Below are 25,320 nucleotides of genomic sequence, written 5' to 3' on the forward strand. Positions count from 1 at the left end.
TCATGGAAATCATAGGTTGGATTATTGCGATTGCCATGTTTATTATAGCCTTCGCTGGACTCGTGTATCCGATTATCCCATCGGCTCTCTTCATCGTAGGGGGGTTCCTCTTATACGGCCTCATTGATACATTCAACGGGATGACCGTCTTGTTTTGGAGTATTCAAGTGTTGTTCGTTATCTTGCTGTTCGGTGCGGATACATTGTCGAATCTCGTCGGTGTGAAAAAGTTCGGCGGATCTAAAGCGGGTATGTGGGGAAGTACAATCGGCCTTCTCATTGGTCCTTTCGTCATCCCGGTTGCTGGAATCCTAATCGGTCCTTTTTTGGGCGCCGTCATCGCGGAACTGGTTGTTTCCCGAGTCGGAGTTAAGCAGGCCGTCAAGACAGGCATCGGGTCACTTGTCGGATTTTTCACTTCAGTTGTAACAAAAGGACTGGTCATGGCTGTGATGATTACTGTTTTTGTTTTATTCGTCAGATGAATCGATTCGAAATAGTCCATTATATTTGAACGTCATTAGCAACTTTGATAATGTTGAAAGCGTAGCATATTTATGAAACTATCGAGGAGGAAATGACAAATGGCTTACAAATTACCAGAATTACCTTATGCATATGATGCACTTGAACCACACATCGACAAAGAAACGATGAACATTCACCACACTAAACACCATAATACGTATATAACGAACTTGAACAATGCGCTTGAAGGAAATGAAGAACTTTTAAACAAATCAATCGAAGATCTAATTGCTGATCTTGACGCTGTACCTGAGGACAAGCGTACGGCTGTCCGTAACAATGGCGGCGGTCACGCGAACCACTCCCTCTTCTGGGAACTGCTATCACCGAATGGCGGCGGAAACCCGTCAGGCGCTCTTGCAGAAGCAATCGATAAAAAATTCGGCAGCCTTGAAACATTCAAAGAAGAATTTGCAAAAGCGGGTGCGACTCGCTTTGGATCTGGATGGGCTTGGCTTGTATTGAATAATGGCGAACTTGAAATCATGTCGACTCCAAACCAGGATTCACCTATCATGGAAGGCAAAACGCCTCTTCTTGGACTAGATGTTTGGGAGCACGCGTACTATTTAAACTATCAAAACCGTCGTCCTGACTATATTTCAGCATTTTGGAATGTTGTCAATTGGGATGAAGTTGCAAAACGCTTCGGTAAATAATTAATAACTTCATCTAGAAGGAACCAAGCACACATCTTGTTCGTCAAGATGTGTGCTTTTTCTATTTTGAATGATATAATTCAAAATGGTTAACGTAGAAGGGGGGGACATTATGAAAAAACCGATGCGTAAGGCGGAACAGGCTAAAACACGTCAACGAAGACATATCGCATTCCGAATGAACTTCCTGTTCTTTTCAATCTTTGTCCTATTCTCATTGCTGATTTTTCGACTAGGTTACTTACAAATCGTCAAAGGCGAAGATTATTCCAGAGCACTGGAAAGGACGGAAGAAGTTGCTGTCAATACAAGTGTTCCAAGAGGCAGATTATTTGATCGCACGGGGCGTGTTCTTGTAGATAATGAACCGAAAAACGCCATTACATACACGAAGATGACGTCTACAAGCGCGCAAGAAATGCTTGAAATTGCTCAGAAGCTTGCAGTCTTGATTGAACAAGATACGAAAAGGATTACCATTGGGGATAAAAGGGATTTTTGGATTTTGAATAATCCTAAAGAAGCGCTTAAAAAAGTTTCCGAAAAGGAACAGCTCGCAATTGAAAAGGATAGTTCACTATCAAGAGTTCAAATGCAACGTAAAATCAATATGCTGACACGAGAGCGTGTTACGGAAAAAGAAATCGATTCATTCACAGATGATGAACTTGAAGTGCTTGCTATATACAGGGAAATGATGTCGGGCTATGCTTACTCACCGCAAATCGTGAAAAGCGGGAATGTCAGCGAAGAGGAATTCGCAAAAGTATCCGAGCGCCTTGGAGAATTGCCGGGTGTCGATACAACTACAGATTGGGAACGTGTGAAGAAATCAGAGAATACGATTCTAGGATCAACCACTAGTCCGATTGAAGGGATTCCGGATTCACGTAAGAATTATTTTTTGGCTAGAGATTATTCAAGAAATGACCGTGTTGGAAAAAGTTATATTGAGCAATATTATGAAGAATTGTTAAAAGGACAAAAAACAATTGTTAAAAACATTAAAGATCGCAGTGGCCGTGTCGTCGAAACGAAAACAATCAGGGAAGGCGAACCTGGTAAGGATCTTGTCCTGACGATCGACAGCGAATTGCAAGAGGAAATCGAGAAGATTGTATCGGAAAAACTATTGGATTTGAAAAGAGGGCGAAATACCGGAGAATTGGATAGGGCTTTCCTGGTCATGATGAATCCGAATAACGGTGAAGTTCTCGCGCTTGTAGGTAAGCAAGTTGTTACAAATCAAGAAACAGGTAAGCTCGAAATTTGGGACTATGCTTATGGTACGTTCACTGCACTCCATGAAGCTGGCTCGACAGTCAAGATGGCGACACTTTTAACGGGCTATCATGAGAATGTAGTACGAATCGGTGAGCGGAAAATAGATGAACCGCTTAAGATTGGTTCACAATATAAAAGATCGCTGTTCAATCAACACTCCAGGGTTTCTATAAACGATGTTGAAGCGATTGGTAGGTCTTCGAACGTTTATATGTTCAAAATCGCAATCTCTTTGGCGAAAGCTAATTATAGGTTTGGAGAGGCGTTAAGAATTGATAAAAAAGCATTCGATACCTTCAGGCAATCTTTCGCATCTTTCGGATTGGGGACGAAAACTGGAATTGATTTGCCTGGCGAATCACCAGGTCTCATAGGGAATGATACGCTAACAGGATTCTTACTGGACTTATCTGTTGGGCAATACGATACCTATTCAACACTCCAGCTCGCACAATACGTTTCTACTATTGCGAACGGCGGTTATCGGATAGCGCCTAAAGTGCTGAAGGAAATTCGCGAACCTTCCGAAGATGGCAAAATTCTCGGTCCTCTCATCCAGGAGACAGACATTAAGGTCTTGAATAGAATCCAAAATACCGATGCGGAGATTAATCAAGTAAAGCGCGGGATGCACTATGTGTATTATGGAGCAAATGGGACGGCTAAGAATCTATTTGCCGGAAAAGATTTTGATGCTGGTGGGAAAACGGGAACCGCACAAGCATTCAGTTCAGGTAAACCGACAATCAATCTATCCCATGTCGGGTTTGCGCCTTATGAAAACCCCGAAATTGCTTATGCAATCATTATCCCGAACATTACTACAAAGCCAGGCGACCACACGTCTGGCGCCCAAAATAAGATTATCCAGCAAGCTGTCGACAAATACTTCGAATTGAAAGCAAAAAGGGCTTCAGAAGAAAACGCATCAGGTGTCACTCAACCAATCATACAGGCACCTAAAGTGGAATCCGAAAAATAGAAAAAAGGTAGGGAAGCCAGAAAATGGTTTCCCTACCTTTCTATTTTACAGACGTTATTTCCTTGGCGATCGCATGAAAATTCATTGATGAATCAATCTTGTGTTCACCAATTTGAATTTGCCCCGTTAGCCCATTATCGGCAAGATATGCATCAAATATGGCTGCGTCTTCTACAATGCCCATTCGTTCCAAATCAGCTGAGACGATTGCTGAATTCGAACCTGCTTCAATCAATAAAATGGTCCTAATAATTGTGTCTTTGTCCGGGGAATTACTTTCAGTTACATCTTTCTTGCTATCCATCTTTTTCTCTTCCGCAGCTGGTTTATGCTCTTTCACTGTAGATATGGTTTGGGCAGTTGCCAATAGTTCTTTTGTTTTGGCAAGTTCACCACTAAGTTCTTCAACTTCCGCTTGCAATTGCCGTGTTTCGGAAACTGGGATATATTCGTTTTTATTGATGAAATAAAGAATCCCGCCGGCAAGAATACAGGCAGTCCCGAGTATACGTAACATATCCCTGATCATACAATCACACCTTTTAATTGCAATACAGAGATTACGTCTTCGCTTGTTAAGGAAGAGCGTTTGGCGATATCCTTGACGGAATACCCTTGGGCATGCAAAGACAGTATTTGGTTAACGATGATTTCATGAACGGGTTTTGTTTGTTTTTTAGTTTTATTCTTTGAAGGAATCGAACCGGCACCAATCATCAATTCTTCCTCAACCGCTTTCAATCTTTTTTTTATACCATTTGTTTCTTGATGGAGGCTGATTGACACCTTTTCCAATTCTTCGGCATGGTCGGAAGAAGATTTCCCGATGATAAATGAAGCAAATATACTTATAAGTCCAATGATCAGAAGAATTATTGGAATGTCCATTTTATCACATCCTTTGGTAGCTGTTTTGCTACCATTTTACCATAGACAATCCGTTAGGGAAATTTCAATCTTTCTAGTGGACATATGCTGTCAATATGGTACACTTGATAAGTCGTATAAATCATGCTCATATTAAATTTTATATTCCTGATGAGTGGGAGGGACTAACAATGCGCGTAAATATTACACTTGCTTGCACAGAATGCGGTGAGCGCAACTATATTTCAAAGAAAAACAAGCGTAACAATCCAGAACGGATTGAAATGAAAAAATACTGCTCACGTGAAAAGAAACAAACTTTGCACCGTGAAACGAAATAATCGCTCAGGCCAAAACCTTCACCGGTTTTGGTTTTTTCATTTCAGAACGGAGGTAGTATAGTATGTATAAAAAATTATCAAGGAATCAAATGCTAGATATATTGAATAATATGAATCGATCAGAACATATGAAAAAGTCCTTAGAGATTACTGACAGGGTCATTGCATCGAATGAATTCCAAAGTGCGGATACAATCGGGATAACGATTTCTCGTTATCCCGAAGTGGACACACGCCCGCTTATCGAAGCGGCTTGGGAGGCGGGAAAACAGATTGCAGTCCCTAAATGCTTACATGCAACCCGCGAAATGGATTTTCGACTAATTACTACGTTCGATAATTTGGAAACGGTCTATGTGGATCTTTTAGAGCCGATTATCGATAAAACAGTGTCAGTCGGCAAAAATGAAATTGATTTGCAGATTGTCCCTGGTGTCGTCTTTTCTGAAGAAGGATACAGGGTCGGCTTCGGCGGGGGGTACTACGACCGGTATTTACAAGGCTATAAGGGCGAAACTTTATCGCTGGCGTTTGCAATTCAAACGGGTCAAGCGGTTCCTGTTGAACCTCACGACATTCCGGTCGGCAGAATTTTTACAGAAGAAAAGGTGATTGTTTGTCATGGCAGCGAGAGATGCAAATGAAAGATTTCTATGATGTCCTTCAATTGCTGAAACGGTTCGGAATCTATACCTACACGGGAAATAAAAAAGATGATATCGATATGGTGCAATCCGAAGTGAAAGATCTCTACGACAACGGTCTTCTGATGAAGCAAGATTATTTGAATGCCGTTCTGATTTTGCGCCAGGAAGCATCGAAACTATGAAATGAAAAATGGGAATATCCTCCTTTTGACCTTTTTTTAGTGGTTTGTGAAACTTTATTTCAGCTTCTGCGTCTAATTTGTAGTAAGATTGATAAGAAAGCCTTTTATGCCAATTTTTTATTGAAAGGAAGAGATGGAATGAGAAAAATGGTATGTTCAAAACATTCCGTACTCATCGTTGCAATAGTCGCAACCTGGTTGACAACTTATTTCGGTTATATTACAAGTTTCAATATGAAAATCGATAATATGATGCAGGAATTCATTCTCCTTTTGAATCCTCTCAGTTTTCTTTTATTTGTTTACGGAATTGCGCTATTCATCAAGAGTACGAAACGGCGTAACATTTATATACTGACGGTAAGTGTTATGACGTCAATTATTATGTTCAGTAATGCAGTGTTCTATAGATTCTTTAATGATTTCATTACATTACCGATCCTTTTTCAAACGAGTAACTTCGGGGATCTTTCATCCTCGGTTACAGCCAATCTCCACTTGACGGATGTATTCTTTTTCACGGATGTACTAATTATCTGTTTGGCAATCCGATTTATCCCCAAAAATGAACAGAAAGTGCAGCATAGTAAAATTGCCCGTAAGCTGTACTTTGTCATGACAGCTGCAATCATGATGATAAATCTGGGTCTAGCGGAAATGGAACGGCCACAATTATTAACACGCAGTTTCGATAGAGAACTTCTAGTGAAGAATATCGGGACATACAATTACCATATCTATGATTTGTTCATTCAATCCAAATCCCATGCTCAGCGTGCGCTTGCGGACGGTAGTGAACTAGTTGAAGTAGGTAACTATATTAATGCGAACTACGCTGCTCCGGATCCTGAAATGTATGGAATTGCGGAAGGGCGCAATATCATCGCAATATCCCTGGAATCCTTACAGTCGTTCGTTATTAACGAGGAAATGGATGGACATGTCATTACGCCATTCCTAAATGAATTATCAAAGGATCCCGATACATTCTATTTCTCTGACTTTTATCACAACACAGGTCTAGGAAAGACGTCAGATTCAGAATTTCTCCTTGAAAATTCGCTGTACCCGAGAAATGGCAGTGCAGTATTTTTCACACACAGCGGAAACACTTATGAATCAATGGCAGCTCAATTGGGCGAAAATGGATATTTCACGAATGTGATGCATCCGAATAACCGAAGCTTCTGGAACCGTGATATCATGTACGGCGCACTTGGCATCGATAAGTTCTATGATATTGAAAGCTATACTGTCGGTGAAGGAGAAGCGGTCAACTGGGGCATGAAAGATATCCCATTCTTCAATCAGTCGGTTGAGTTGATGAAAGAGATGCCGCAGCCTTTTTACTCAAGATTGATTACATTGACAAACCATCATCCATTCGATCTTGACGAAGAAGATAAACTTATTCCTGAATATACTTCAAATTCAAATACGCTGAATAAATATTTCCAGACAGTTCGCTATATGGACGAAGCAGTCAAAATTCTGTTTGAGGACTTAAAAGCGAGCGGTTTGTATGACAATTCAATTATTGTGATGTATGGGGACCATTATGGTATTTCTGAAAATCATAACAAAGCGATGGGTATGTATCTCGATAAGGAAATAACGCCTTTTGATAATGCGAAATTGCAGAGAGTTCCATTGTATATCCACATACCCGGTTATGGTAAAGGGAAGACGATTGACGAAGTTTCAGGGCAAGTCGACTTACGACCTACCATTCTTCATCTGATGGGTCTCGATACGAAAGACGATATGTACCTTGGGGCGGACATTTTCTCACCTGATCATGAACCATTTGCAATCTTCCGTGACGGACGTTTTGTAACCGATAAAAATGTTTTCACGCAAGATGTCTGCTATGATACCGAGACTGGCGAAGAAACCGATAAAGGTGAATGTGAGCCGTTTATGGAACGCGCTTCAACCGAGCTGAATTACTCAGATATGATTATTAACGGAGATTTGCTCAGATTCAAAGAAGAACAGGGGAATACACCGGGGTCACCCGATAAGGAGTAAAAATCAATAAGGTACTGCACGGAACTATCCGTGCAGCCTTTTTTTTAACTTAAATAGAGGGAGGGGGAGGTCCGGTGAGGAAAGGGTGGTTCATCTTTTGTGCGGCAGTCATGTTGCTGGCAGGCTGTACAGAGAAGGCGAAAGTGGTTGTAGAAAGCCCGAAGGACGTGGAAGCGCCTGAGGAAATTCCTTTGAGTGAAAAGGAACAGATTAAGATATTGCCTGCTGACCCTGCAAAATTTCACTTTGTTGTGGACTGGCTGACGGAGACTAAAATCGTTTACGTTGAAAAAGAGAATGGATTCTATTTACTGAATAGTTTTGACGTGCAAACTGGTCAAAAGGAAACATTGTATGAAGATGCATCAATAATCATCGACGCCCTCATACACCCCTCAAAGAAATATATTTTACTGCATACCAGTGTCGATACTTCATCCGCTACAATTAAAATTGTGACAACGGATGGTGCGGTATATGATGAAATTAAGGTTGCGTCCACAGAACTAGGGATTGAATGGAATGACATGGATCCGTCGCTCATCCTTCTAACGGCCTTCCACCAAGATTGGACGTTCGATTTATTTTTGTATAATGGAAAAAAAGAAGTTTTAAAAATATTGCCGATTGATGATCCTTTTCCGAAATGGCTTGGGATAGATACAATTGCTTATAGCGATATGGAAGGTCATTTGCTCGATGGCGGTGAGATACATACATATAGCCTCGGCACTGAACTATGGGGACAGTTAAATGTTAGCGATGTTGTTTATTTTGATACATATGAAGACTCCATACTCTTTGTTCAAATAAATAAGGATGGAGATGCAAGTTATACAATTAAGAAAAAAGATGGCATCGTTCAATCCGAATGGAAGATGCCGGCGATCAGTAATTATTCAGAATGGATTTTCCCTGATATTGAATGGCATTCAAGTGATACCCTATTCCTGACCTCGCCTGAAACGGGCGGACAGCTTGATGAGCTTAAATCCCCTTATCGACTTGTTCGCGTTACAGCAGGTCAACAGGATGTTGTAACCGATGAATTCACGGAAGGAATCCTTCGATGTTCGCCATCAGGACAGAATTGCCTGACCGGCTACTCATCGGAAAATTTGATTGATGTGAAAAAGAAAACACAGACGACGTGGCTGACGTTCCCCAAGTAAAATAAAAAACCTTTGTGTATGATACACAAAGGTTTTTTATTTTGTCCATGGATTGGCAAATCTTATAGACTTGGTGGATATCCTTGGAAAACGACTGTAGCAATCGTGAAGCCTCCGAAAATAACTGCAGCTCCAAGGTTGAACAGGACGCTTAAAGCGTTACGTTCTTTGAAAGCTTGGACTGTACCAACCACCGCTAAAATTGCGATGAGCCCAAAAATGACCATCAATAAGTTCATAGTGAAGACACTCCTTTCAATAGGAACTTCTGCTAATACCGCTCACATCCTGTGAGCTCTGCAGAAGTCAGCACATTCAGTGCAAGTCCGATTTAACGATATTCCTCTTCTATTGTACTGTTTACAATCTATTTTGTCGAGGTAAATAAGTGACGATTGTTTGAATTCGTATTTCATGTTGCGTACTATGAGTAAAGAGGTGAAGATTATGTTGGAAATCAGTATATACCCACTCGGACCAATCCAGACCAATTGTTATATCATCAGTGACAGTTTGGGAAATTGCTTAATTGTGGATCCAGGTGAAGAAAGTGCACGTCTCATCCGAAAAGTGGAAAGTAAGGAATTGACGCCGACTGCAATTCTTCTGACGCATGCCCACTTCGATCATATCGGGGCCGTCGACAGCATAAGGGACCGTTATAATATTCCAGTTTATGTCCATGAAGAGGAACAGGAGTGGCTGACGAATCCAAAATTGAACGGCTCTGCCAAATATTCTGGATTACCCGATGTTAGCAATAGAAAAGCGGATCATATTATCCGCGATGAAGGGATGATGTCGGTAGGATCATTCGAGTTTGAAGTCAGGCATACTCCGGGTCACTCACCGGGAAGTGTTTCTTATATTTTTGCGCCGTCCCGTTTTGCAATTGTGGGGGATACGCTCTTCAAACAAGGTGTCGGAAGGACGGATCTGCCTGGCGGGAACACGCATGTCTTGCTAGCATCGATACATGATAAACTGCTTTCACTGGATGATGATTACAACATCTATCCCGGTCATGGACCATCTACAACTCCAGAGGAAGAAAAAGATTCGAATCCTTTTTTGAATGGATTCTGAACGAATGTTAACTATAAAAACAAAAAAACAGCCAAAAATAGGCTGTTTTTTCGTATGTACTTTTAGTGGCCAGCGCCAGGTACGTGTATAAACGTTGTGTAGTAGCTGAATCCGACCATGAACACCATCAGATATGCTCCAAATAAGTACATGTACATCCGCTCTGTCAGGTTCAAATATCCAAGTAGTAGGAAGAACCCAGTGTTCGCAACAAAAAGAAGTGCGGCTGGCAGCATGTCTCCTATATAAAACATTACTGCAAATATGCCTGTCCAGAAGCCCATCAACTTGAACATGTTATCCATGTGTGCGTCCCTCCTTAATAAAACATTACAATAAGCTCCCATTCATTATAAAGGATAACAACTGCAGATGTAAACTCCAATCGTTCTTTCATTGTGACAAAGACGTGTATTAATGGTGTTTTCATGAAAAATGAAATTTACTGCGGAATACAGGATGAAAATTCATATATTCCGTCTTTTTACTAATACATAATTCGACTTTGAGGGAAAGTATTCCCAATATTAAGTACAAATCGTATACTATGCCCATAGGCGGATGTAATTTAACCGTTTTCAAAGAAAGAGGGGTGTTCAATGATTAGGAATGACAACGTAGTAGAACACAAAAGTTTTGACCTGTTGGAGAAAGCGATAAAATACGAGGCGACTGATATTCACCTCGTCCCAATGAAGGAAGGATATGATGTGTCCTTCAAGAAAGATTCAAGACTGGACCGGTCCGGGACAATTCCCCTACAGTTGGCGGGCCGAATGATTTTATTTTACAAATACCTATCCTCACTCGACATCAGCGATAAACGTAAACCCCAAAGCGGATCTTTTCACAAACAGGTACAGGGAGAGAACTATTCTTTCCGGGTATCAACAATCCCATCGATTCAAATGAAAGAAAGTGTGGTTATTCGGCTACAGAGACATGACCAAATTGTTTCAATCGATGAATTATGCATCGAAAAATCTTGGGCCGATAAATTGCGTCAGGCTGTTTCTGAACCCCAAGGACTGGTGTTTCTCACAGGTCCAACCGGATGTGGTAAGACCACGACTATCTATTCTTTAACGGCACATTGTGTCAACCATCTTGAACGGCATGTAATCACATTGGAAGACCCCGTCGAAAACAATCATTCGCATCTGCTTCAAATTCAAGTGAACGAACGTTCAGGTATGACCTATTCTGCTGGTCTAAAGGCGATTTTACGCCATTCCCCCGATGTTATCATGATTGGGGAAATCCGGGATAGTGAAACAGCAAAGATTGCGGTTCAGGCTGCATTGACGGGACATTTAGTTTTGACTACGGTTCACTCAAAGGATCCTGCGGGCTGTTTTTACAGAATGATGGATTTTGGTATTACAGCGGAGGAATTAAGACAAACGATTGTTTGTATATCAGCGCAGCGTCTTATTCGGCGGATGTCCGGAAAGAGAGGGGCGGTATTTGAAATCATACAAGGGGAAAATCTTGCTGCAATGACAGATGCAATCATAAAAGGGGACAGGGTAGTTGTACCAGATGAACTTAGAGTAGAATCCCTTGTTCGGAAATACAACAGTTCAGGTGTGATGCATAATGAGTAGACGTGCATGGAAAATGCAATTCCGTAAAAAAGAAGCCATTCAAAATCGGCCGGTATTCCTTGAAAGGCTCTCCGTTTTATTAACGGAGGGTTATACATTTCACGAGGGAATCATTTTATTATTGCCCCATCATATGAAAGATTACAAGGGGATGTTGGAGACTATGGATAATGATTTTAAGGAAGGGCTGGGCGTCATCCATATCCTGTCGCGAATCGGATTTTCATCAAGTGCACTTCTTCCCATTGCGATAGCTGAAATGGATGGCAGAGTCGCGCAGGCATTGGGTGGTACAGCGGCACGTTTAAAGCGGATGGAAGAAAAGAGGAAGAAGCTAAAAAACCTTCTCATTTATCCAATCTTCCTTTTAGTTATCATCTCCGCGCTCCTAATCGCATTCCGCAAGTTTTTCTTGCCCAATATGCAGTTAATGACGAATTCTAGAATAAGTGAAGACGAAGGCATTGTCTCGGTATTGCCTTCCTTAGTGACGAAAATCCCGGATATTATTATGGGTGTGGTACTACTATCTTTAGTGTTGACAGCCATTTGTGTCTTCGTTTACGGAAAACTTTTGCCCGGAACTAAAATACGTGTAGTAATGTCCATACCTATTGCAGGAACTTTCTTTTCAGTCGTTAAGACCCGGGACTTCTCAAGTGAAATCGGAGGCTTGCTTGAATCGGGTCTTTCCATGCAAAACGCATTGGATGTGTTAACTGATCAGAAATTGGATATCGTTTTGAGCGAGATTGCAAAAAATGTAAAAGAACAAGTCATCTACGGGGAATCGTTCCACATTGCAGTCAGCAGGACGGAAGGATTGATGGATCAATTATCCGCATTCGCCAAGCATGGGGCGGATAGCGGGTATTTGCCGAAGGAATTGCAGTTATACAGCGAGCACCTCACTGAAACGATCGATGAGAAGCTGACGAAGGCTTTAGCGATGCTGCAGCCGGCATTATTCAGCATCATTGCTATATGTATATTAGCTGCTTATCTTGCATTACTATTACCGGTTTACGGAATGATGGATAAATTATAAGGGAGAGGAAATAGATGAAATTCATTTATAATGAAAAGGCTTTTACGCTAATTGAAATGATGATCGTTTTATTGATCATTTCGGTTCTGATTCTTATCGCTATCCCGAATGTCACAAAGCATTCGAAGTCCATAGATGAAAAAGGCTGTGATGCATATATGAAAATGGTTCAAGGGCAAGTCGAAGCATATAAAATGGATAAAAAACTTATACCGTCATCTATCGGTGAATTGGTGGAAGAGGAATATCTGCCGAAAAACGCGCAGTGTCCAGACGGCACTCAACTATCAATCGACAACGGTACGGTAAATAAAGTAGGATCGTGAGTAAATGGGGGAGGATACTAACGAAAGCGGATTCACTTTTGTTGAAATGATACTAGTTCTTGCTGTGCTAGCGATCATGACGGCAATCATATTTCCGGTCAGTGCCAAATGGATACGTACTGCATCCGAAGAAGAGGCAGTTCAAGCACTGATTGCATCTATTTATAGTTTACAAGCTCATTCTATGGCAAATTATATCGTCACAAAGTTGGAGTTCAAGCATTCGGGTACAGAGTATACTACTTCGGACTTAGAGGGGAATATCATTACAAAAACTGTTTTTCCTGAAGGGATGCGTTATGTAGGTTCCAGCCAATTTAATGTAATTGAATTCCGTGCAGACGGAGATATCGTCAAAACAGGTACAATTACCCTTTCAACAAGTACAGGCCTTATCGAAATAAGATTACAATTTCAGCGCGGGAGGATGATCATCTATGAATGAAGGGGGCTACTCATGGCTGGAAGCTATTCTTGCACTGACGATTGCAATCGTGATATTCGGAACGCTACTACCCTTCGCGACCATGGTGACTTCGGATTTGCAGGCGAGAAAGATGCACATGTATGCAGCTGAAACCGCCCTTCAAGGATCCATCTACTTTAGTTCGCATGGCCTGATGGAAGGTATCCGTCAGGTTGATGGAGTGGATTACAATTGGAACATTAACGGTGAAGTCGTCTGTGTGTCATACGAAATTGTGGATAAGGTATTCAATAAATGCGTGAAATGATGAATATATCGAATGAACGTGGCTATACGTTTCTGGAAAGCATCTTTCAATTGGTCATACTGGCGATTTTCCTTCATTTGTTTCTTATGTTCTTTTTCTGGAAAAGTTCAATTGAACAGAAGTATTTTGATTATGCATCCACCGAATTTGAGCTATTTTCGGCCGATATGCAACACCTTTTGTCTGATGTAAGCGAACTCCGATTAATTGAGGAAGGAAGTTCGATCCGGCTGAGAAACTCCCGTGGGCTCATTAATATTGAACAGAGCGGAACTGTCTTAAGAAAAAGAGTGGATCAAACCGGACATGTTCCCTATATTACGAATGTGAGGGCAGTTACATATACATTCGATGGTACGACGTTAACTGCCCGTGTAACGATGCTGGACGGTACCTTAAAAGTAAGGGGGTTCGCGGTTGGACTCTATCCGAAATGAAGACGGCGCGTTGCTTGCGTCAGCAATTATTTTATTATTTTTCGTCAGTCTCTTTCTTTTCTCCCTCGTTTCATGGCATGATAGTCTACAAAGGACTTACGATTCGCTTGAAACGTATTATGAAAACGAAACGGTGAGAACAATGAAACGGAACGGATAACACTATTCGTTCTGCCAAATGGGTGATGAGATGAAGAAAGTATATTTGGTTGGTTATATGGGATGTGGTAAGAGTGCAATCGGCAAACGGCTCAGTTTTGCGACGAAAATGCCCTTTTATGATATGGACAATGAAATCGTAAAGATGACAGGTTTGACAATCCCGCAAATTTTTGAAATGTATGGTGAGGAGTATTTTCGTGAAATGGAAACATCTTTTTTACGTTCGTTCCGTGATGAATCATGTATTATCGCTACGGGCGGGGGTGTTGCGGCACGAAGGGAGAACCGGGAAATCATGCGAGAAACGGGCCTTGTCTTTTTCTTGAATGCACCTTTTCGCGATATTTGGCGTAGGATTTCGACTGATCGAAATCGTCCGATTGTCCAACGTTCGACACGCAACGATCTTGAAAAGTTATTTAACGAACGAAAACCTTTCTATTTACAAAGTGCTCATTTTAAAGTGGAAACGGAAAATCGATCATTGCGCGATATTGTGGATTATATCGCGTTCCAAATCGGCAGACTGAAAGGGACAGGTAGATAAAAACGAAAAATATCAGTAGATTCGTGACTTTCATTACTGTAATTGGAAGAAATATTAATTAATAATGATAAACACGAACGATTATTATGTTTTTTACGTTTTCGTTCGTTAAAACAACCATCAATTAAAAAGTATTGCGCTTACAGAATTGAAATGTTAAGATATAAGGCGAAAGGGCATTAGTTGTCCGAATCTTAATCATTTTCAATTGAATAACGCGAATGATTGTATGGGGAGAGCACGCACTGGCGTCGCCGAAGGAGCAAATAACGATTGTTATGAATCTCTCAGGTAACAAGACCCATACATGACGCATCTCTGGAGAGCGCCGTTTTCAGCCGGCCACCAACGAGGAAAGCCGTAAGGTCAAACTTTCAGGTACAAGGACAGAGGTTCTCTTTTTAGGGGACCTCTGTCCTTTTTTAACGACTTTTAAGGGGGAATAGACTGTGTCAGAAACTTTAAAACGTACCGTGCTTTTTGATAGCTATGCTGAGTATGGCGGAAAAACAATCGATTTCGGTGGTTGGGAATTACCTGTTCAATTTTCGAGTATTAAAGCGGAACACGAAGCTGTCCGTACGAAGGCAGGATTGTTTGATGTTTCACATATGGGAGAAGTGCTTGTCAGTGGGGAAGGTGCTCTTTCTTATTTGCAAAAAATGGTTACGAACGATGTTTCGAAACTGAAAGATGGACAGGCGCAGTATACCGCTATGTGTTATGAAGATGGCGGAACTGTTGACGATCTTCTAATTTATAAACGCGGGGAAAACGATTACCTACTTGTTGTCAACGCGTCAAACATCGATAAAGATCTTGAGTGGATGAACAAGCACGCAACTGATGATGTCAAAATTGAAAACGTATCATCTTCTTATGCACTGTTAGCATTGCAAGGACCTGTTGCGCAGGAAGTTCTTCAGAAAATGACAAATGAGCCACTGGCGGACATCAAATTTTTCCGTTTCAAAGAAAATGTCGATATCGCAGGTCAAAAAGTGCTCGTATCCCGTACAGGCTACACAGGCGAAGACGGATTCGAAATTTACGGCTCCCCGGAGGCGATCGTCGAGCTATGGTCCGCTATCCTGAAAGCGGGTGAAAGCGAAGGTGTCGTACCGGCAGGTCTCGGTGCACGTGATACGCTACGTTTTGAAGCAGGTCTTCCGTTATATGGACAAGAATTATCTAAAGATATATCGCCGCTCGAAACGGGTCTTGGCTTCGTTGTGAAAGTGAATAAAGAAGCAGATTTTCTTGGGAAAGAAGCCTTGGCTTCGCAAAAAGAGAATGGTGTACCTCGTAAACTTGTCGGTGTGGAAATGATCGACAAAGGAATTCCACGTACAGGTTACAAAGTGTTTCTGGGCGAAGAGCTAATCGGTGAGGTAACGACTGGTACACAATCACCTACACTAAAAAAGAATATAGGTTTTGCACTTCTGAATAAAGAACACACTGCAGAAGGAACCGAAGTTGAAATCGAAATTCGAAATAAGCGTTTGAAAGCAGTCATTATCGCTACACCATTTTACAAACGCTAATCATATGACATTATGAAAAGGGGTTAAGAGGACATGCAGCATCGTTATATTCCAATGACCGAAACTGATCGCGATGAAATGATGAAAACAATCGGAGTCGCATCTATAGATGAACTTTTTGCAGATATTCCTGAAAAGGTCAGATTTAAGGGCGAATACAATATTAAAAAAGCGAAATCCGAAACTTCTTTGACTAAAGAGCTTTCGAAACTTGCATCGAAAAACGCGGATGCGCGGACATACGCATCATTCTTGGGCGCAGGCGTTTATGATCACTATAAACCAATCATCGTCGACCATGTCATTTCACGTTCTGAGTTCTATACTGCCTATACGCCATACCAACCGGAAATTTCGCAAGGTGAGTTGCAAGCAATTTTCGAGTTCCAGACAATGATCTGTGAACTGACTGGTATGGATCTAGCAAACTCTTCTATGTATGATGGCGGTACGGCTCTTGCGGAAGCGGGAACACTTGCGGCAGGACATACGCGTCGGAAGAAACTTATTGTTTCCGAGACGGTTAATCCGGAATCCCGTGACGTAGTGCTTTCTTATGCATCAGGACAATACATTGAAGTTGTTACAGTTCCACAAAAAGATGGGGTAACTGATATGGCAATGCTGGAAGAATTGATGGACGAAGATACAGCTGCTGTTCTTGTTCAATACCCGAACTTCTTTGGTCAAATCGAAGATATTCGAAAAATCGGGGAAATTGCCCACGCTAAAGGCGGATTGTTCGTCGTATCATCGAATCCGCTTGCACTAGGAATACTAACGCCGCCAGGTAAGCTTGGCGCAGACATCACAGTAGGGGATGCGCAGCCGTTCGGCATTCCTGAAGCATTCGGCGGACCGCATTGCGGCTATTTCGCAGTGACGAAAAAGCTGATGCGGAAAGTACCTGGACGTCTTGTTGGAGAAACGACCGACGATGAAGGCCGCCGCGGTTATGTCCTAACGCTTCAAGCACGTGAGCAGCATATCCGTCGCGATAAAGCGACGTCCAACATCTGTTCGAACCAGGCACTGAATGCACTTGCCGCTTCCGTTGCCATGACGGCACTTGGGAAGATAGGCGCGCAGGAAATCGCGTATCAGAACATTGTCAAAACACGCTATGCGAAAGATGCATTTGAAAAAGCCGGTTTCGAAGTTAAGTTTAACGGATCGCACTTCAACGAAATTGTCGTTGATTGCAAACGATCTGTAAAAGAAGTGAATACAAAATTATTTACAAAAGGGATAATCGGCGGCTATGACTTGGGTCTGACGTATCCTGAATTTACTAACCATGCACTTATCGCTGTTACGGAACAGCGTACAAAAGAAGAAATCGATGCACTTGTGCAGGAAATGGAGGCCCTTCATGCATAAAGATAACCAGGCGTTAATTTTTGAACTTACGAGAGAAGGACGGATAGGCTATAGTCTACCTGAACTAGATGTGCCTGAACTTGACCTTTCCAGCCTATTGCCGAAAGGAATTGTCCGTGAAGAAGTCGCGGAACTTCCCGAAGTTTCCGAACTCGATATTATGCGTCATTACACAGCGCTATCAAATCGTAACCATGGGATTGATTCCGGATTCTATCCTCTTGGATCTTGTACGATGAAATATAATCCGAAAATCAACGAATCTGTTGCACGTTATCCTGGATTCGCAAATATCCATCCACTACAGGATGAGTCGACAGTTCAAGGTGCTCTGGAAGTTATGTATGACCTGCAAGAGCATCTTGTAGAAATCACAGGAATGGATGAAGTGACGCTTCAGCCGGCGGCAGGAGCGCACGGCGAGTGGACGGCTCTCATGATGATTCGGGCTTTCCATGAAGCGAACGGCGACTTCAATCGTACAAAAGTTCTCGTTCCGGATTCTGCACACGGAACAAATCCGGCTTCTGCTACAGTTGCAGGTTTCGATACTGTGACAGTTAAATCCGGTGAGGATGGACTAGTCGATCTTGAGGACTTGAAAAAGCATGTGGGGGAAGATACTGCGGCACTAATGCTGACGAATCCGAATACACTTGGTCTCTTCGAAGAAGAAATTCTTGAAATGGCTGCCATCGTCCATGGTGCCGGCGGTAAGTTGTATTATGATGGTGCGAATTTGAACGCTGTAATGTCTAAAGCACGTCCTGGCGACATGGGCTTCGACGCAGTTCACTTGAACCTGCACAAAACATTCACAGGTCCGCATGGCGGCGGTGGACCAGGATCAGGCCCGGTCGGGGTTAAGAAGGATCTTATTCCATTCCTGCCGAAACCGGTCTTAGTGAAAAAAGAGGATGTTTACACATTTGAATACGATCTTCCGCAATCAATCGGCCGTGTGAAACCGTTCTATGGCAACTTCGGCATTTACCTGCGTGCATACACATATATCCGTTCAATGGGACCAGACGGTTTGAAAGCCGTTACGGAATACGCAGTATTGAATGCGAACTATATGATGCGCAGATTGGAGCCTTATTTCGACCTCCCATATAACCGTCATTGTAAACACGAATTCGTTCTGTCGGGGCGCCGTCAAAAGAAACTTGGCGTTCGTACACTCGATATGGCGAAACGACTGCTCGACTTCGGCTATCACCCGCCGACAATTTACTTCCCGCTTAACGTCGAGGAAGGTATGATGATCGAACCTACGGAAACAGAGTCTAAAGAAACACTCGACGCATTCTGTGATGCGCTCATCCAAATTGCGCAAGAAGTCGAAGAAAATCCGGAAATCGTACAAAACGCACCGCATACGACTGTCATCAATCGTCTTGATGAAACGAAAGCGGCACGTCAGCCAGTTCTGCGTTATATAAAAGGATAAATGAACTATATCTGAATTTAGTAAGGCGACATTACGTTCGATTTTGAGCGGAGTGTCGCCTTTCCTATTCATTATTTTTGCTTAGATTCCACATGGTGGTCCTGATTTGTTTGAGATTGATCGCAAAAGCGATCTTTCCCTAGTAAAGCCTGTCCGTTTTCTGTATAACCTGTAAAGTTGAGTAAGGTATCACTAATATACCCGGGAAAAACCAACGTGGGCATCCCAAAGCGACGAATTGTTTTCGGGTATTCTTTATTTCAACTTTTGTAGCAAACACAAAATGGAAGTGATTTTGTCCTCCCTTCACACATATATTTAAATGGAAGGGAGCGAGAAGAATGAAGCATTCACGACGGTCTCTATTCATATGGTGTATTGGTGGGGTTTTTCTAACAGTCTATGGAACGGCTGTTATCATGCGTCTTATGTCAGGAGAATTTCTGTTGGATGGCGGACTGACCGATTTGAATTATGTATTACTTGCCCTTTTATGCGCGGTGCCATTTCTATTCTATTTAGTAGTCAGCAAGAATGATCTTGAAAAGATCAGTGGAGTGATTTTTACGAGCGGATTTTTCTTTCTACTTCTATTTATCTATACTAACTTTATGCTTATTTTTTCTTTAACCGAACATACCCAGGCAATTGCGGTTAGACTGTTGATCACCTTTCCGATTGTCGCGTTGATAATGGTGGCTGTTTTACATTTTATTCAAAGTAGAAATATATGGTGGAGAGAATTAAACTAGTAAACAAAACAAAAAGGAGAAGCCGCCTCGGGCTCTCCTTTTTAAAATCCGATAGATCCTTCTTGTTCCCAATTACCTTTTGTTGATCGCTTATGCTGTTTCTGTAAATCTTTAATCCGCCTGTCGTATTCGATTGTGCCATCGTAATGAAAACCGAGTGCGACGGACATATACAATTCATTGAGCTGCGAAACGGATAAACCTTCCGTCCGTTTTGTTATCTCGTCCAATTGCTCGTTATTGAATAACCCTTTTTTATCTAGTTTCTTCATATAATTACGGCGTATTTCCGCAGAAGGGGACGGGAGTTCATAGGTGCTGTCAAAACGACCTGCGCGGTTAATGAGTGCCGGGTCGATTTTTTCGGGATAGTTCGTCGTCCCGATAATGAACAAGCCTGAACGCACGCGTGCACCGTCCAACGTGTTGAGAAAAGAACTCCGTGTATGTTCGGGCATTGAATCGATATCTTCAATGACAAGGATTGCAGGGGCCATTCTCGCGACAGTGCTGAATACTTCCTGAACGGAATAGCTACCCGTATGTTCGGTTATCTGCCAATAAATGACTGGTGCGGACGTTGAGCCGGTGATTGAACGGACAAGTGTCGTCTTGCCATTGCCTGGAGCTCCATACAACAGGATTCCCCGTTTGTAGGGCAACCCATATTCTTTATAGAACAATCCATCATCCTTGAAAAACTCATCAATCGTACGGAAAATATCGCTTTTCATCGTTTCCTCAAGCAAGACATCATCCCTGCCGACCTTTTCCCCATATTCAAAACTTTTCTTTTCAACTCCATTGTCCGTATCGACAAGGTATGTAACAGTCGTTTTCATCATTTCACGTTGCATATGATTTACTTCTTCGATAAATGTTTTCGCTGTCTCAGCAGAGGGTGCAAAGAGTTGGAATTCTGGCCAAGTCGTACCGTTTCCTACGAAGTACAGCAGTTGCGTGAACGCAACATCGAAGTCGGGAAAGTATAACAGCTGGTTTTCAATAGTCTCGGAAACACGCAGTTTGAAACCGTTATCTGAATCGCAGCGTTCGACTTTACTTGTCGGCCGCACGCCGTATACATGGCCAAGTGACTCATAGCGTAAATTCCCTTTTTTCATCAATTCATCAATGACTGATTCAGCATGGGCAATTAGTTCTTCTGCCTGGATTGTTTGCCAATCCTGTTGTTTGCGTTCGTTCAGCAGATTCACGATATGGCGATTTACAGTGGCAAAGTCTTCGTAATTCGGTAATTTCTCACGTATCTCGATAGTAACCGGGAATAAAATCGTTTTTTTCATAGATGCTCCATTCCGAAATTTAGTAGTAGAAAAAAAGTTCCTCCATATGGGAAGAACTTTTTATTTTATTTACTTTTCACTTTACCTGTCCATTGACGGAAACCGCCTTGCAGGTGAAACAGTTGTTCATATCCTTTTTTCTTGAGAAACAGCGCCCCACGTGCACTTTTACCACCGTTTTGATCATACAGGTAGACGGGCTTGTCCGAACGGATTTCTTTGAAACGTTGACGGAACTGCGAATACGGAATGTTACGTGCGCCCAGTATATGGCCGGCCTCATAATCTTTGGTTTCGCGTACGTCAATCAGTTGTGCTTTCCGATATCCTTCGATAAATTGCTCTTGCGTCAAGTTTGTCACAGCTTTATTAAGACGCAGCATCGTCACGACAAAATAAATGATAACAATGAGAGCGACGGCCCCTAAAAAATAATAATTCACAACAACTTTCCCCTTTCTCTCTACCTTTTCATTATAAAGATTGAGTGGCACTTGTTCAATGGGAATGCTAAAATGAAATTCGTTGTGAAGGGGGAATTCGGATGGAAAAAACGGTTTGGCACTTCATCAATTCTGGGAAATGCAGAGCATCATTCAATATGGCACTCGATGAAGCGTTGCTGGAATGGCATAGCAAAGGGGAAATCGGTCCAGTACTACGCTTTTATGAATGGGAGCCTGCCACTTTGTCAATCGGCTATTTTCAAAATGTCGAAAAAGAAATAAATATGGATGAAGTGAAAAAGTATGGGCTTGGTTTCGTCCGTCGTCCCACCGGGGGCAGGGGTGTACTCCATGAGCATGAACTTACATACAGCGTAATTGTCAGTGAAAGTTATCCGGATATGCCTGAAACGGTAACGGAAGCGTATCGCGTAATTTCGGGCGGGCTACTCGAAGGGTTCCGCAATCTGGGGCTGGATGCAACGTTTTCTATTCCGCGAACAGCACAACAAGGGAATGATTTGAAAAAACCGAAGAGTGCTGTCTGCTTTGATACGCCTAGTTGGTACGAACTTGTCGTCGAAGGGAAGAAAGTCGCGGGTAGTGCGCAGACAAGACAGAAAGGTGTCATTTTGCAGCACGGTGCGATACTTTTAAGTCTTGACGTGGACAAGCTTGTTGCACTTTTCAAGTTCAGATCGGAAGTGCAGCGTGAACAGATGCGCATAAGTTTGCCTGATAAAGCGATAGCGATTGATAGGTTGGTCGACCGATCGGTGTCGGTCAGTGAATGTGTCAACGCTTTTTCGAAAGGTTTCGAAGAAGCGCTAGATATGAAACTTGAACCGTTGGAATTAACAAAGCAGCAACTTGAATATGTCATGGAAATCGAGCGTAAGAAATATGCGAACGACGAATGGACATTTAAGAAATAACGTCTATATCTTTGGTTCTATTTTTCAAAAGATGACATATGAAAAGGCTTGAATAGCGCACTTTGAGTTTTGTGTAAAAACAATTTAATTGAAGCTCGATTCAATATGTAGTAGATTAAGTAATAATAAGGACACCATATGTAGTGTCAAATTAAATAATCCCAGAAGGAGGGAGCGTTTATGGTCATTGTTTCGAAGCATCAAGAACCAAAAATTAACAAGAAACAACTAAATGCAGATATCGCAGAATTCCCGCAAGTGCATCCGATTACGGAAGAAATGTGTATCGAACACAAAGGAGTATCCCGGCTGGTCATGATCGACCGGTATTCATTCAAGGATACGGAAAAGAAAACACTTAAAGTTGGCGATTTCGTCGTCCTGACAGTGAAGGAAGATCCGAAATTCCCGGCACGCGGACTTGGATTTATCACCGCGATTGATGAGAAGAACGGCAAAGCGGACATTTGGATTGAAAAAGATTACCGTTCCGCGATTGATAATCCGGAAGAACAGGATAAAGGGATCGTTACAAGGCCTATTGAAGTTATCGAGAAGCCGCTTGAAGTGTTTTATGAGCAGATTGCGAAACGCAATGCAACTGGACTGGCTTCGGTTGAACCGACAGATGCAAGGCGTCAGGAATCGTTCAATCAGTTCTATGACCAATTGTCACAACTGAACTTCATTCCCGCAGGACGCGTTCTGTACGGAGCCGGCTCGGATACTGAAGTGACATTTTTCAACTGCTATGTCATGCCTTTTGTAGCTGACTCCCGCGAGGGGATTTCCGATCACCGCAAACAAGTGATGGAAATCATGAGCCGGGGCGGCGGTGTCGGGACAAACGGTTCTACACTACGTCCACGTAACACACTCGCACGAGGCGTCAACGGCAAATCATCCGGGTCGGTATCGTGGCTTGATGATATTGCTAAATTGACACATCTTGTCGAACAAGGTGGATCCAGACGTGGTGCGCAGATGATCATGTTGGCGGACTGGCACCCTGATATTTGCGAGTTCATCATCTCGAAAATGCAAAATCCAAGAATACTCCGTTATCTAATGGAACATACCGAAGATGAAATGATTAAAAAACTTGCAAGTGAAAAACTGAAATTCAAACCGCTTACTGTTCAGGAAGAAGCGATGTATCAAGGTATTATTAACTATCGTACAATTCCTGGCATGGGCGGATTTAATGAAGCGATTCTGAAAGACGCTGAAACGAAATTGCGCGATGGTGGGACCTATTCCGTACATAATGCGGAATTCCTGACTGGTGCAAATATCTCCGTTACATTGACGGACGATTTCATGAAAGCAGTCGAACAGAATGCGGATTATGACCTACGTTTCCCAGCTGTTGAAAAGTATTCGCCGGAAGAAATGGCGACATACAACGAAGAATGGCATAAAGTAGGCGATGTCCGCGAATGGGAACGCAAAGGATTCGATGTACGTGTTTATCGGACAATCAAAGCGCGCGCACTTTGGGATCTTATCAACATTTGTGCAACGTACGCTGCAGAGCCCGGCATTTTCTTCATCGACAATGCCAACAATGAAACGAACGCCAAAGCTTACGGTCAGCAAGTCGTAGCGACAAACCCGTGCGGGGAACAACCTCTCGCTCCTTACAGCGTGTGCAATTTAGCTGCTGTAAACCTTGCTGAATATGCAGATAAAGAAACAAAAACAGTAAACTATGAAAAATTGAAGGAAACGGTCCGTATTGGCGTCCGTATGCAGGATAACGTCATCGATGCAACACCATATTTCCTCGCAGAAAATAAAGTACAAGCACTTGGCGAACGCCGTGTTGGACTCGGAGTCATGGGACTTGCCGACCTTCTCATCTATTGCGAAAAAGAATACGGTTCCCCTGAAGGCAACGACCTTGTGGACAAAGTGTTCGAAACGATTGCAACTTCGGCTTACCGTGAATCAATTGAGCTTGCGAAAGAGAAAGGGAGCTTCCCATTCCTCATCGGCAAGACGGATGGAGAAACGAAAGCTCTGCGCAATGCATTCATCAATACAGGGTTCATGAAAAAAATGCCGGAAGATATCCGTGAATCCATTTTGGAACATGGTATCAGAAACTCTCATTTATTAACTGTTGCTCCAACGGGATCGACTGGAACAATGGTAGGAGTTTCAACTGGATTAGAACCTTATTTCTCCTTTACCTATTACCGCAGCGGACGCCTCGGGAAATTCATCGAGGTGAAAGCTGAAATAGTAGAGGAATATTTGGAACGCAATCCTGATGCAGATCCGGATAATTTACCGGAATGGTTCATCTCATCGATGGCTTTGGCGCCTGAAGCGCATGCGGATGTTCAATGTATCATCCAGCGCTGGATTGACAGTTCTATTTCGAAAACGGTCAATGCACCGAAAGGTTACACGGTCGAGCAAGTAGAAAGCGTCTATGAACGACTGTATAAAGGCGGAGCGAAAGGCGGCACTGTCTATGTAGACGGAAGCCGTGACTCGCAAGTGCTGACGCTTAAAGCGGAAGAAAACGAGATGGATTCCGGCTACGTCGAGGAAGTCATCGAACAGCGTAAAGTGGTTCTTGTGGATACGATCCAGGACTTACGCTCGACAAATGTCACAATTGGATCTGAGGTTGGGGATACATGTCCTGTCTGCAGAACGGGAACTGTCGAAGAAATGGGCGGCTGCAATACATGCACGAACTGTAATGCCCAATTGAAATGCGGTCTTTAAGAGAAGCATAAGCTGCCCTAATAGACGTGACAGCAGAAGGCGGTTTTCGGGGAGGCGTTCCTCAGCCACCACAGTAATGCGCATCGTAAGAATTACAGTCTAAAAGCGCGACGTCCAG

General features: G+C 42.6%; 29 protein-coding genes and 1 riboswitch. Of the genes, 23 read left to right on the forward strand and 6 right to left on the reverse strand.

What is annotated here, in order from left to right:
• The first annotated feature begins 2 nt into the window (after positions 1 to 2).
• The 3 genes from HDC33_RS06710 (at position 3) to HDC33_RS06720 (ending at position 3,453) form a co-directional block, all read left to right on the forward strand.
• Positions 3 to 485, forward strand: a complete 483-nt coding sequence (locus tag HDC33_RS06710) for a DUF456 domain-containing protein (RefSeq protein WP_179391706.1) — start codon at positions 3 to 5, stop codon at positions 483 to 485.
• A gap of 99 nt (positions 486 to 584) precedes the next feature.
• Positions 585 to 1,187: a superoxide dismutase SodA gene (sodA, locus tag HDC33_RS06715; RefSeq protein ID WP_179391707.1), complete on the forward strand. Its 603-nt coding sequence runs from the start codon at positions 585 to 587 to the stop codon at positions 1,185 to 1,187.
• Between the two features lie 112 nt (positions 1,188 to 1,299).
• Positions 1,300 to 3,453 (forward strand): peptidoglycan D,D-transpeptidase FtsI family protein, encoded by a 2,154-nt coding sequence (locus tag HDC33_RS06720; protein ID WP_179391708.1) that lies wholly within the window; start codon positions 1,300 to 1,302, stop codon positions 3,451 to 3,453.
• 40 nt (positions 3,454 to 3,493) lie between these two features.
• Here the strand turns inward: HDC33_RS06720 and HDC33_RS06725 are convergent, their stop codons facing one another.
• Positions 3,494 to 3,982: a hypothetical protein gene (locus HDC33_RS06725; RefSeq protein WP_179391709.1), complete on the reverse strand. Its 489-nt coding sequence runs from the start codon at positions 3,980 to 3,982 to the stop codon at positions 3,494 to 3,496.
• Complete coding sequence (locus tag HDC33_RS06730) at positions 3,979 to 4,341, reverse strand: hypothetical protein (protein ID WP_179391710.1); 363 nt, start codon at positions 4,339 to 4,341, stop codon at positions 3,979 to 3,981. Before HDC33_RS06730 ends, HDC33_RS06725 begins: the two co-directional genes overlap by 4 nt.
• Before the next feature lie 170 nt (positions 4,342 to 4,511).
• Here HDC33_RS06730 and rpmG point away from each other — a divergent pair, with 170 nt between their 5' ends.
• The 5 genes from rpmG to HDC33_RS06755 all read left to right on the forward strand — a co-directional run bounded on the left by rpmG (position 4,512) and on the right by HDC33_RS06755 (position 8,693).
• A complete protein-coding gene (rpmG, locus tag HDC33_RS06735; RefSeq protein ID WP_179391711.1) occupies positions 4,512 to 4,661 on the forward strand; it encodes a 50S ribosomal protein L33 in 150 nt (49 codons plus the stop codon).
• 62 nt (positions 4,662 to 4,723) lie between these two features.
• Positions 4,724 to 5,305: a 5-formyltetrahydrofolate cyclo-ligase gene (locus HDC33_RS06740; protein ID WP_179391712.1), complete on the forward strand. Its 582-nt coding sequence runs from the start codon at positions 4,724 to 4,726 to the stop codon at positions 5,303 to 5,305.
• Positions 5,302 to 5,490 (forward strand): YqgQ family protein, encoded by a 189-nt coding sequence (locus HDC33_RS06745; RefSeq protein WP_179391713.1) that lies wholly within the window; start codon positions 5,302 to 5,304, stop codon positions 5,488 to 5,490. Before HDC33_RS06740 ends, HDC33_RS06745 begins: the two co-directional genes overlap by 4 nt.
• Positions 5,491 to 5,628: 138 nt before the next feature.
• Entirely contained in the window at positions 5,629 to 7,521 is a 1,893-nt protein-coding gene (locus HDC33_RS06750; RefSeq protein WP_179391714.1) for an LTA synthase family protein, read from the forward strand.
• Between the two features lie 74 nt (positions 7,522 to 7,595).
• Positions 7,596 to 8,693 (forward strand): YqgU-like beta propeller domain-containing protein, encoded by a 1,098-nt coding sequence (locus HDC33_RS06755; protein ID WP_179391715.1) that lies wholly within the window; start codon positions 7,596 to 7,598, stop codon positions 8,691 to 8,693.
• Positions 8,694 to 8,755: 62 nt separating this feature from the next.
• Here HDC33_RS06755 and HDC33_RS06760 read toward each other — a convergent pair whose 3' ends face one another.
• Positions 8,756 to 8,932 (reverse strand): DUF2759 family protein, encoded by a 177-nt coding sequence (locus HDC33_RS06760; protein WP_179391716.1) that lies wholly within the window; start codon positions 8,930 to 8,932, stop codon positions 8,756 to 8,758.
• 208 nt (positions 8,933 to 9,140) lie between these two features.
• On the opposite strand from HDC33_RS06760, the gene HDC33_RS06765 reads away from it, so the two are divergent.
• Complete coding sequence (locus HDC33_RS06765; protein WP_179391717.1) at positions 9,141 to 9,779, forward strand: MBL fold metallo-hydrolase; 639 nt, start codon at positions 9,141 to 9,143, stop codon at positions 9,777 to 9,779.
• A 62-nt stretch (positions 9,780 to 9,841) separates the two neighbouring features.
• Here HDC33_RS06765 and HDC33_RS06770 read toward each other — a convergent pair whose 3' ends face one another.
• Positions 9,842 to 10,084, reverse strand: coding sequence for a DUF2626 domain-containing protein (locus HDC33_RS06770; protein ID WP_179391718.1), 243 nt, complete (start codon positions 10,082 to 10,084; stop codon positions 9,842 to 9,844).
• A 294-nt stretch (positions 10,085 to 10,378) separates the two neighbouring features.
• Between HDC33_RS06770 and comGA the strand changes: the two genes are divergently transcribed.
• The 12 genes from comGA to HDC33_RS06830 all read left to right on the forward strand — a co-directional run bounded on the left by comGA (position 10,379) and on the right by HDC33_RS06830 (position 19,772).
• A complete protein-coding gene (gene comGA, locus HDC33_RS06775) occupies positions 10,379 to 11,386 on the forward strand; it encodes a competence type IV pilus ATPase ComGA (RefSeq protein ID WP_179391719.1) in 1,008 nt (335 codons plus the stop codon).
• Positions 11,379 to 12,434, forward strand: a complete 1,056-nt coding sequence (comGB, locus tag HDC33_RS06780) for a competence type IV pilus assembly protein ComGB (protein ID WP_179391720.1) — start codon at positions 11,379 to 11,381, stop codon at positions 12,432 to 12,434. The genes comGA and comGB overlap by 8 nt, the downstream gene beginning before the upstream one ends.
• Positions 12,435 to 12,448: 14 nt before the next feature.
• Entirely contained in the window at positions 12,449 to 12,760 is a 312-nt protein-coding gene (comGC, locus tag HDC33_RS06785) for a competence type IV pilus major pilin ComGC (RefSeq protein WP_179391721.1), read from the forward strand.
• Positions 12,761 to 12,764: 4 nt separating this feature from the next.
• Positions 12,765 to 13,205, forward strand: a complete 441-nt coding sequence (locus tag HDC33_RS06790) for a prepilin-type N-terminal cleavage/methylation domain-containing protein (protein ID WP_179391722.1) — start codon at positions 12,765 to 12,767, stop codon at positions 13,203 to 13,205.
• Complete coding sequence (locus tag HDC33_RS06795; protein WP_179391723.1) at positions 13,198 to 13,494, forward strand: hypothetical protein; 297 nt, start codon at positions 13,198 to 13,200, stop codon at positions 13,492 to 13,494. The genes HDC33_RS06790 and HDC33_RS06795 overlap by 8 nt, the downstream gene beginning before the upstream one ends.
• Positions 13,482 to 13,931, forward strand: a complete 450-nt coding sequence (comGF, locus tag HDC33_RS06800; protein ID WP_179391724.1) for a competence type IV pilus minor pilin ComGF — start codon at positions 13,482 to 13,484, stop codon at positions 13,929 to 13,931. Before HDC33_RS06795 ends, comGF begins: the two co-directional genes overlap by 13 nt.
• Positions 13,912 to 14,091, forward strand: coding sequence for a hypothetical protein (locus HDC33_RS06805; protein WP_179391725.1), 180 nt, complete (start codon positions 13,912 to 13,914; stop codon positions 14,089 to 14,091). Before comGF ends, HDC33_RS06805 begins: the two co-directional genes overlap by 20 nt.
• Positions 14,092 to 14,121: 30 nt before the next feature.
• The gene (locus HDC33_RS06810; RefSeq protein WP_179391726.1) at positions 14,122 to 14,640 is read left to right on the forward strand and encodes a shikimate kinase; all 519 of its coding nucleotides are present in this window, start codon (positions 14,122 to 14,124) and stop codon (positions 14,638 to 14,640) included.
• A 221-nt stretch (positions 14,641 to 14,861) separates the two neighbouring features.
• Positions 14,862 to 14,953, forward strand: a riboswitch (glycine riboswitch).
• Positions 14,954 to 15,089: 136 nt separating this feature from the next.
• Positions 15,090 to 16,187 (forward strand): glycine cleavage system aminomethyltransferase GcvT, encoded by a 1,098-nt coding sequence (gene gcvT, locus HDC33_RS06815; protein WP_179391727.1) that lies wholly within the window; start codon positions 15,090 to 15,092, stop codon positions 16,185 to 16,187.
• 33 nt (positions 16,188 to 16,220) lie between these two features.
• Positions 16,221 to 17,567: an aminomethyl-transferring glycine dehydrogenase subunit GcvPA gene (gene gcvPA, locus HDC33_RS06820; RefSeq protein WP_179391728.1), complete on the forward strand. Its 1,347-nt coding sequence runs from the start codon at positions 16,221 to 16,223 to the stop codon at positions 17,565 to 17,567.
• Entirely contained in the window at positions 17,560 to 19,020 is a 1,461-nt protein-coding gene (gene gcvPB, locus HDC33_RS06825; protein WP_179391729.1) for an aminomethyl-transferring glycine dehydrogenase subunit GcvPB, read from the forward strand. The genes gcvPA and gcvPB overlap by 8 nt, the downstream gene beginning before the upstream one ends.
• Before the next feature lie 341 nt (positions 19,021 to 19,361).
• Positions 19,362 to 19,772, forward strand: a complete 411-nt coding sequence (locus HDC33_RS06830; protein WP_179391730.1) for a hypothetical protein — start codon at positions 19,362 to 19,364, stop codon at positions 19,770 to 19,772.
• Between the two features lie 41 nt (positions 19,773 to 19,813).
• Here HDC33_RS06830 and HDC33_RS06835 read toward each other — a convergent pair whose 3' ends face one another.
• Together HDC33_RS06835 and HDC33_RS06840 are read right to left on the reverse strand one after the other, a co-directional pair.
• Positions 19,814 to 21,079, reverse strand: coding sequence for an AAA family ATPase (locus HDC33_RS06835; RefSeq protein ID WP_179391731.1), 1,266 nt, complete (start codon positions 21,077 to 21,079; stop codon positions 19,814 to 19,816).
• A gap of 65 nt (positions 21,080 to 21,144) precedes the next feature.
• A complete protein-coding gene (locus tag HDC33_RS06840) occupies positions 21,145 to 21,462 on the reverse strand; it encodes a rhodanese-like domain-containing protein (protein WP_179392659.1) in 318 nt (105 codons plus the stop codon).
• A gap of 161 nt (positions 21,463 to 21,623) precedes the next feature.
• On the opposite strand from HDC33_RS06840, the gene HDC33_RS06845 reads away from it, so the two are divergent.
• Positions 21,624 to 22,460, forward strand: coding sequence for a lipoate--protein ligase family protein (locus HDC33_RS06845; RefSeq protein WP_179391732.1), 837 nt, complete (start codon positions 21,624 to 21,626; stop codon positions 22,458 to 22,460).
• Positions 22,461 to 22,640: 180 nt separating this feature from the next.
• Positions 22,641 to 25,202 (forward strand): vitamin B12-dependent ribonucleotide reductase, encoded by a 2,562-nt coding sequence (locus HDC33_RS06850; protein ID WP_179391733.1) that lies wholly within the window; start codon positions 22,641 to 22,643, stop codon positions 25,200 to 25,202.
• Positions 25,203 to 25,320 lie beyond the last annotated feature (118 nt).

It is taken from the genome of Sporosarcina sp. JAI121, from assembly GCF_013408665.1.
Taxonomy (GTDB): Bacteria; Bacillota; Bacilli; order Bacillales_A; family Planococcaceae; genus Sporosarcina.

Bases quoted from the DNA above. Each gene is read 5' to 3' on its own strand.
- HDC33_RS06710 (WP_179391706.1), top strand. From the start codon at position 3: ATGGAAATCATAGGTTGGATTATTGCGATTGCCATGTTTATTATAGCC.
- sodA (WP_179391707.1), top strand. From the start codon at position 585: ATGGCTTACAAATTACCAGAATTACCTTATGCATATGATGCACTTGAA.
- HDC33_RS06720 (WP_179391708.1), top strand. From the start codon at position 1,300: ATGAAAAAACCGATGCGTAAGGCGGAACAGGCTAAAACACGTCAACGA.
- HDC33_RS06725 (WP_179391709.1), bottom strand. From the start codon at position 3,982: ATGATCAGGGATATGTTACGTATACTCGGGACTGCCTGTATTCTTGCC.
- HDC33_RS06730 (WP_179391710.1), bottom strand. From the start codon at position 4,341: ATGGACATTCCAATAATTCTTCTGATCATTGGACTTATAAGTATATTT.
- rpmG (WP_179391711.1), top strand. From the start codon at position 4,512: ATGCGCGTAAATATTACACTTGCTTGCACAGAATGCGGTGAGCGCAAC.
- HDC33_RS06740 (WP_179391712.1), top strand. From the start codon at position 4,724: ATGTATAAAAAATTATCAAGGAATCAAATGCTAGATATATTGAATAAT.
- HDC33_RS06745 (WP_179391713.1), top strand. From the start codon at position 5,302: ATGAAAGATTTCTATGATGTCCTTCAATTGCTGAAACGGTTCGGAATC.
- HDC33_RS06750 (WP_179391714.1), top strand. From the start codon at position 5,629: ATGAGAAAAATGGTATGTTCAAAACATTCCGTACTCATCGTTGCAATA.
- HDC33_RS06760 (WP_179391716.1), bottom strand. From the start codon at position 8,932: ATGAACTTATTGATGGTCATTTTTGGGCTCATCGCAATTTTAGCGGTG.
- HDC33_RS06765 (WP_179391717.1), top strand. From the start codon at position 9,141: ATGTTGGAAATCAGTATATACCCACTCGGACCAATCCAGACCAATTGT.
- HDC33_RS06770 (WP_179391718.1), bottom strand. From the start codon at position 10,084: ATGGATAACATGTTCAAGTTGATGGGCTTCTGGACAGGCATATTTGCA.
- comGA (WP_179391719.1), top strand. From the start codon at position 10,379: ATGATTAGGAATGACAACGTAGTAGAACACAAAAGTTTTGACCTGTTG.
- comGB (WP_179391720.1), top strand. From the start codon at position 11,379: ATGAGTAGACGTGCATGGAAAATGCAATTCCGTAAAAAAGAAGCCATT.
- comGC (WP_179391721.1), top strand. From the start codon at position 12,449: ATGAAATTCATTTATAATGAAAAGGCTTTTACGCTAATTGAAATGATG.
- HDC33_RS06790 (WP_179391722.1), top strand. From the start codon at position 12,765: ATGGGGGAGGATACTAACGAAAGCGGATTCACTTTTGTTGAAATGATA.
- HDC33_RS06795 (WP_179391723.1), top strand. From the start codon at position 13,198: ATGAATGAAGGGGGCTACTCATGGCTGGAAGCTATTCTTGCACTGACG.
- comGF (WP_179391724.1), top strand. From the start codon at position 13,482: ATGCGTGAAATGATGAATATATCGAATGAACGTGGCTATACGTTTCTG.
- HDC33_RS06810 (WP_179391726.1), top strand. From the start codon at position 14,122: ATGAAGAAAGTATATTTGGTTGGTTATATGGGATGTGGTAAGAGTGCA.
- gcvPA (WP_179391728.1), top strand. From the start codon at position 16,221: ATGCAGCATCGTTATATTCCAATGACCGAAACTGATCGCGATGAAATG.
- gcvPB (WP_179391729.1), top strand. From the start codon at position 17,560: ATGCATAAAGATAACCAGGCGTTAATTTTTGAACTTACGAGAGAAGGA.
- HDC33_RS06830 (WP_179391730.1), top strand. From the start codon at position 19,362: ATGAAGCATTCACGACGGTCTCTATTCATATGGTGTATTGGTGGGGTT.
- HDC33_RS06835 (WP_179391731.1), bottom strand. From the start codon at position 21,079: ATGAAAAAAACGATTTTATTCCCGGTTACTATCGAGATACGTGAGAAA.
- HDC33_RS06840 (WP_179392659.1), bottom strand. From the start codon at position 21,462: ATGCTGCGTCTTAATAAAGCTGTGACAAACTTGACGCAAGAGCAATTT.
- HDC33_RS06845 (WP_179391732.1), top strand. From the start codon at position 21,624: ATGGAAAAAACGGTTTGGCACTTCATCAATTCTGGGAAATGCAGAGCA.
- HDC33_RS06850 (WP_179391733.1), top strand. From the start codon at position 22,641: ATGGTCATTGTTTCGAAGCATCAAGAACCAAAAATTAACAAGAAACAA.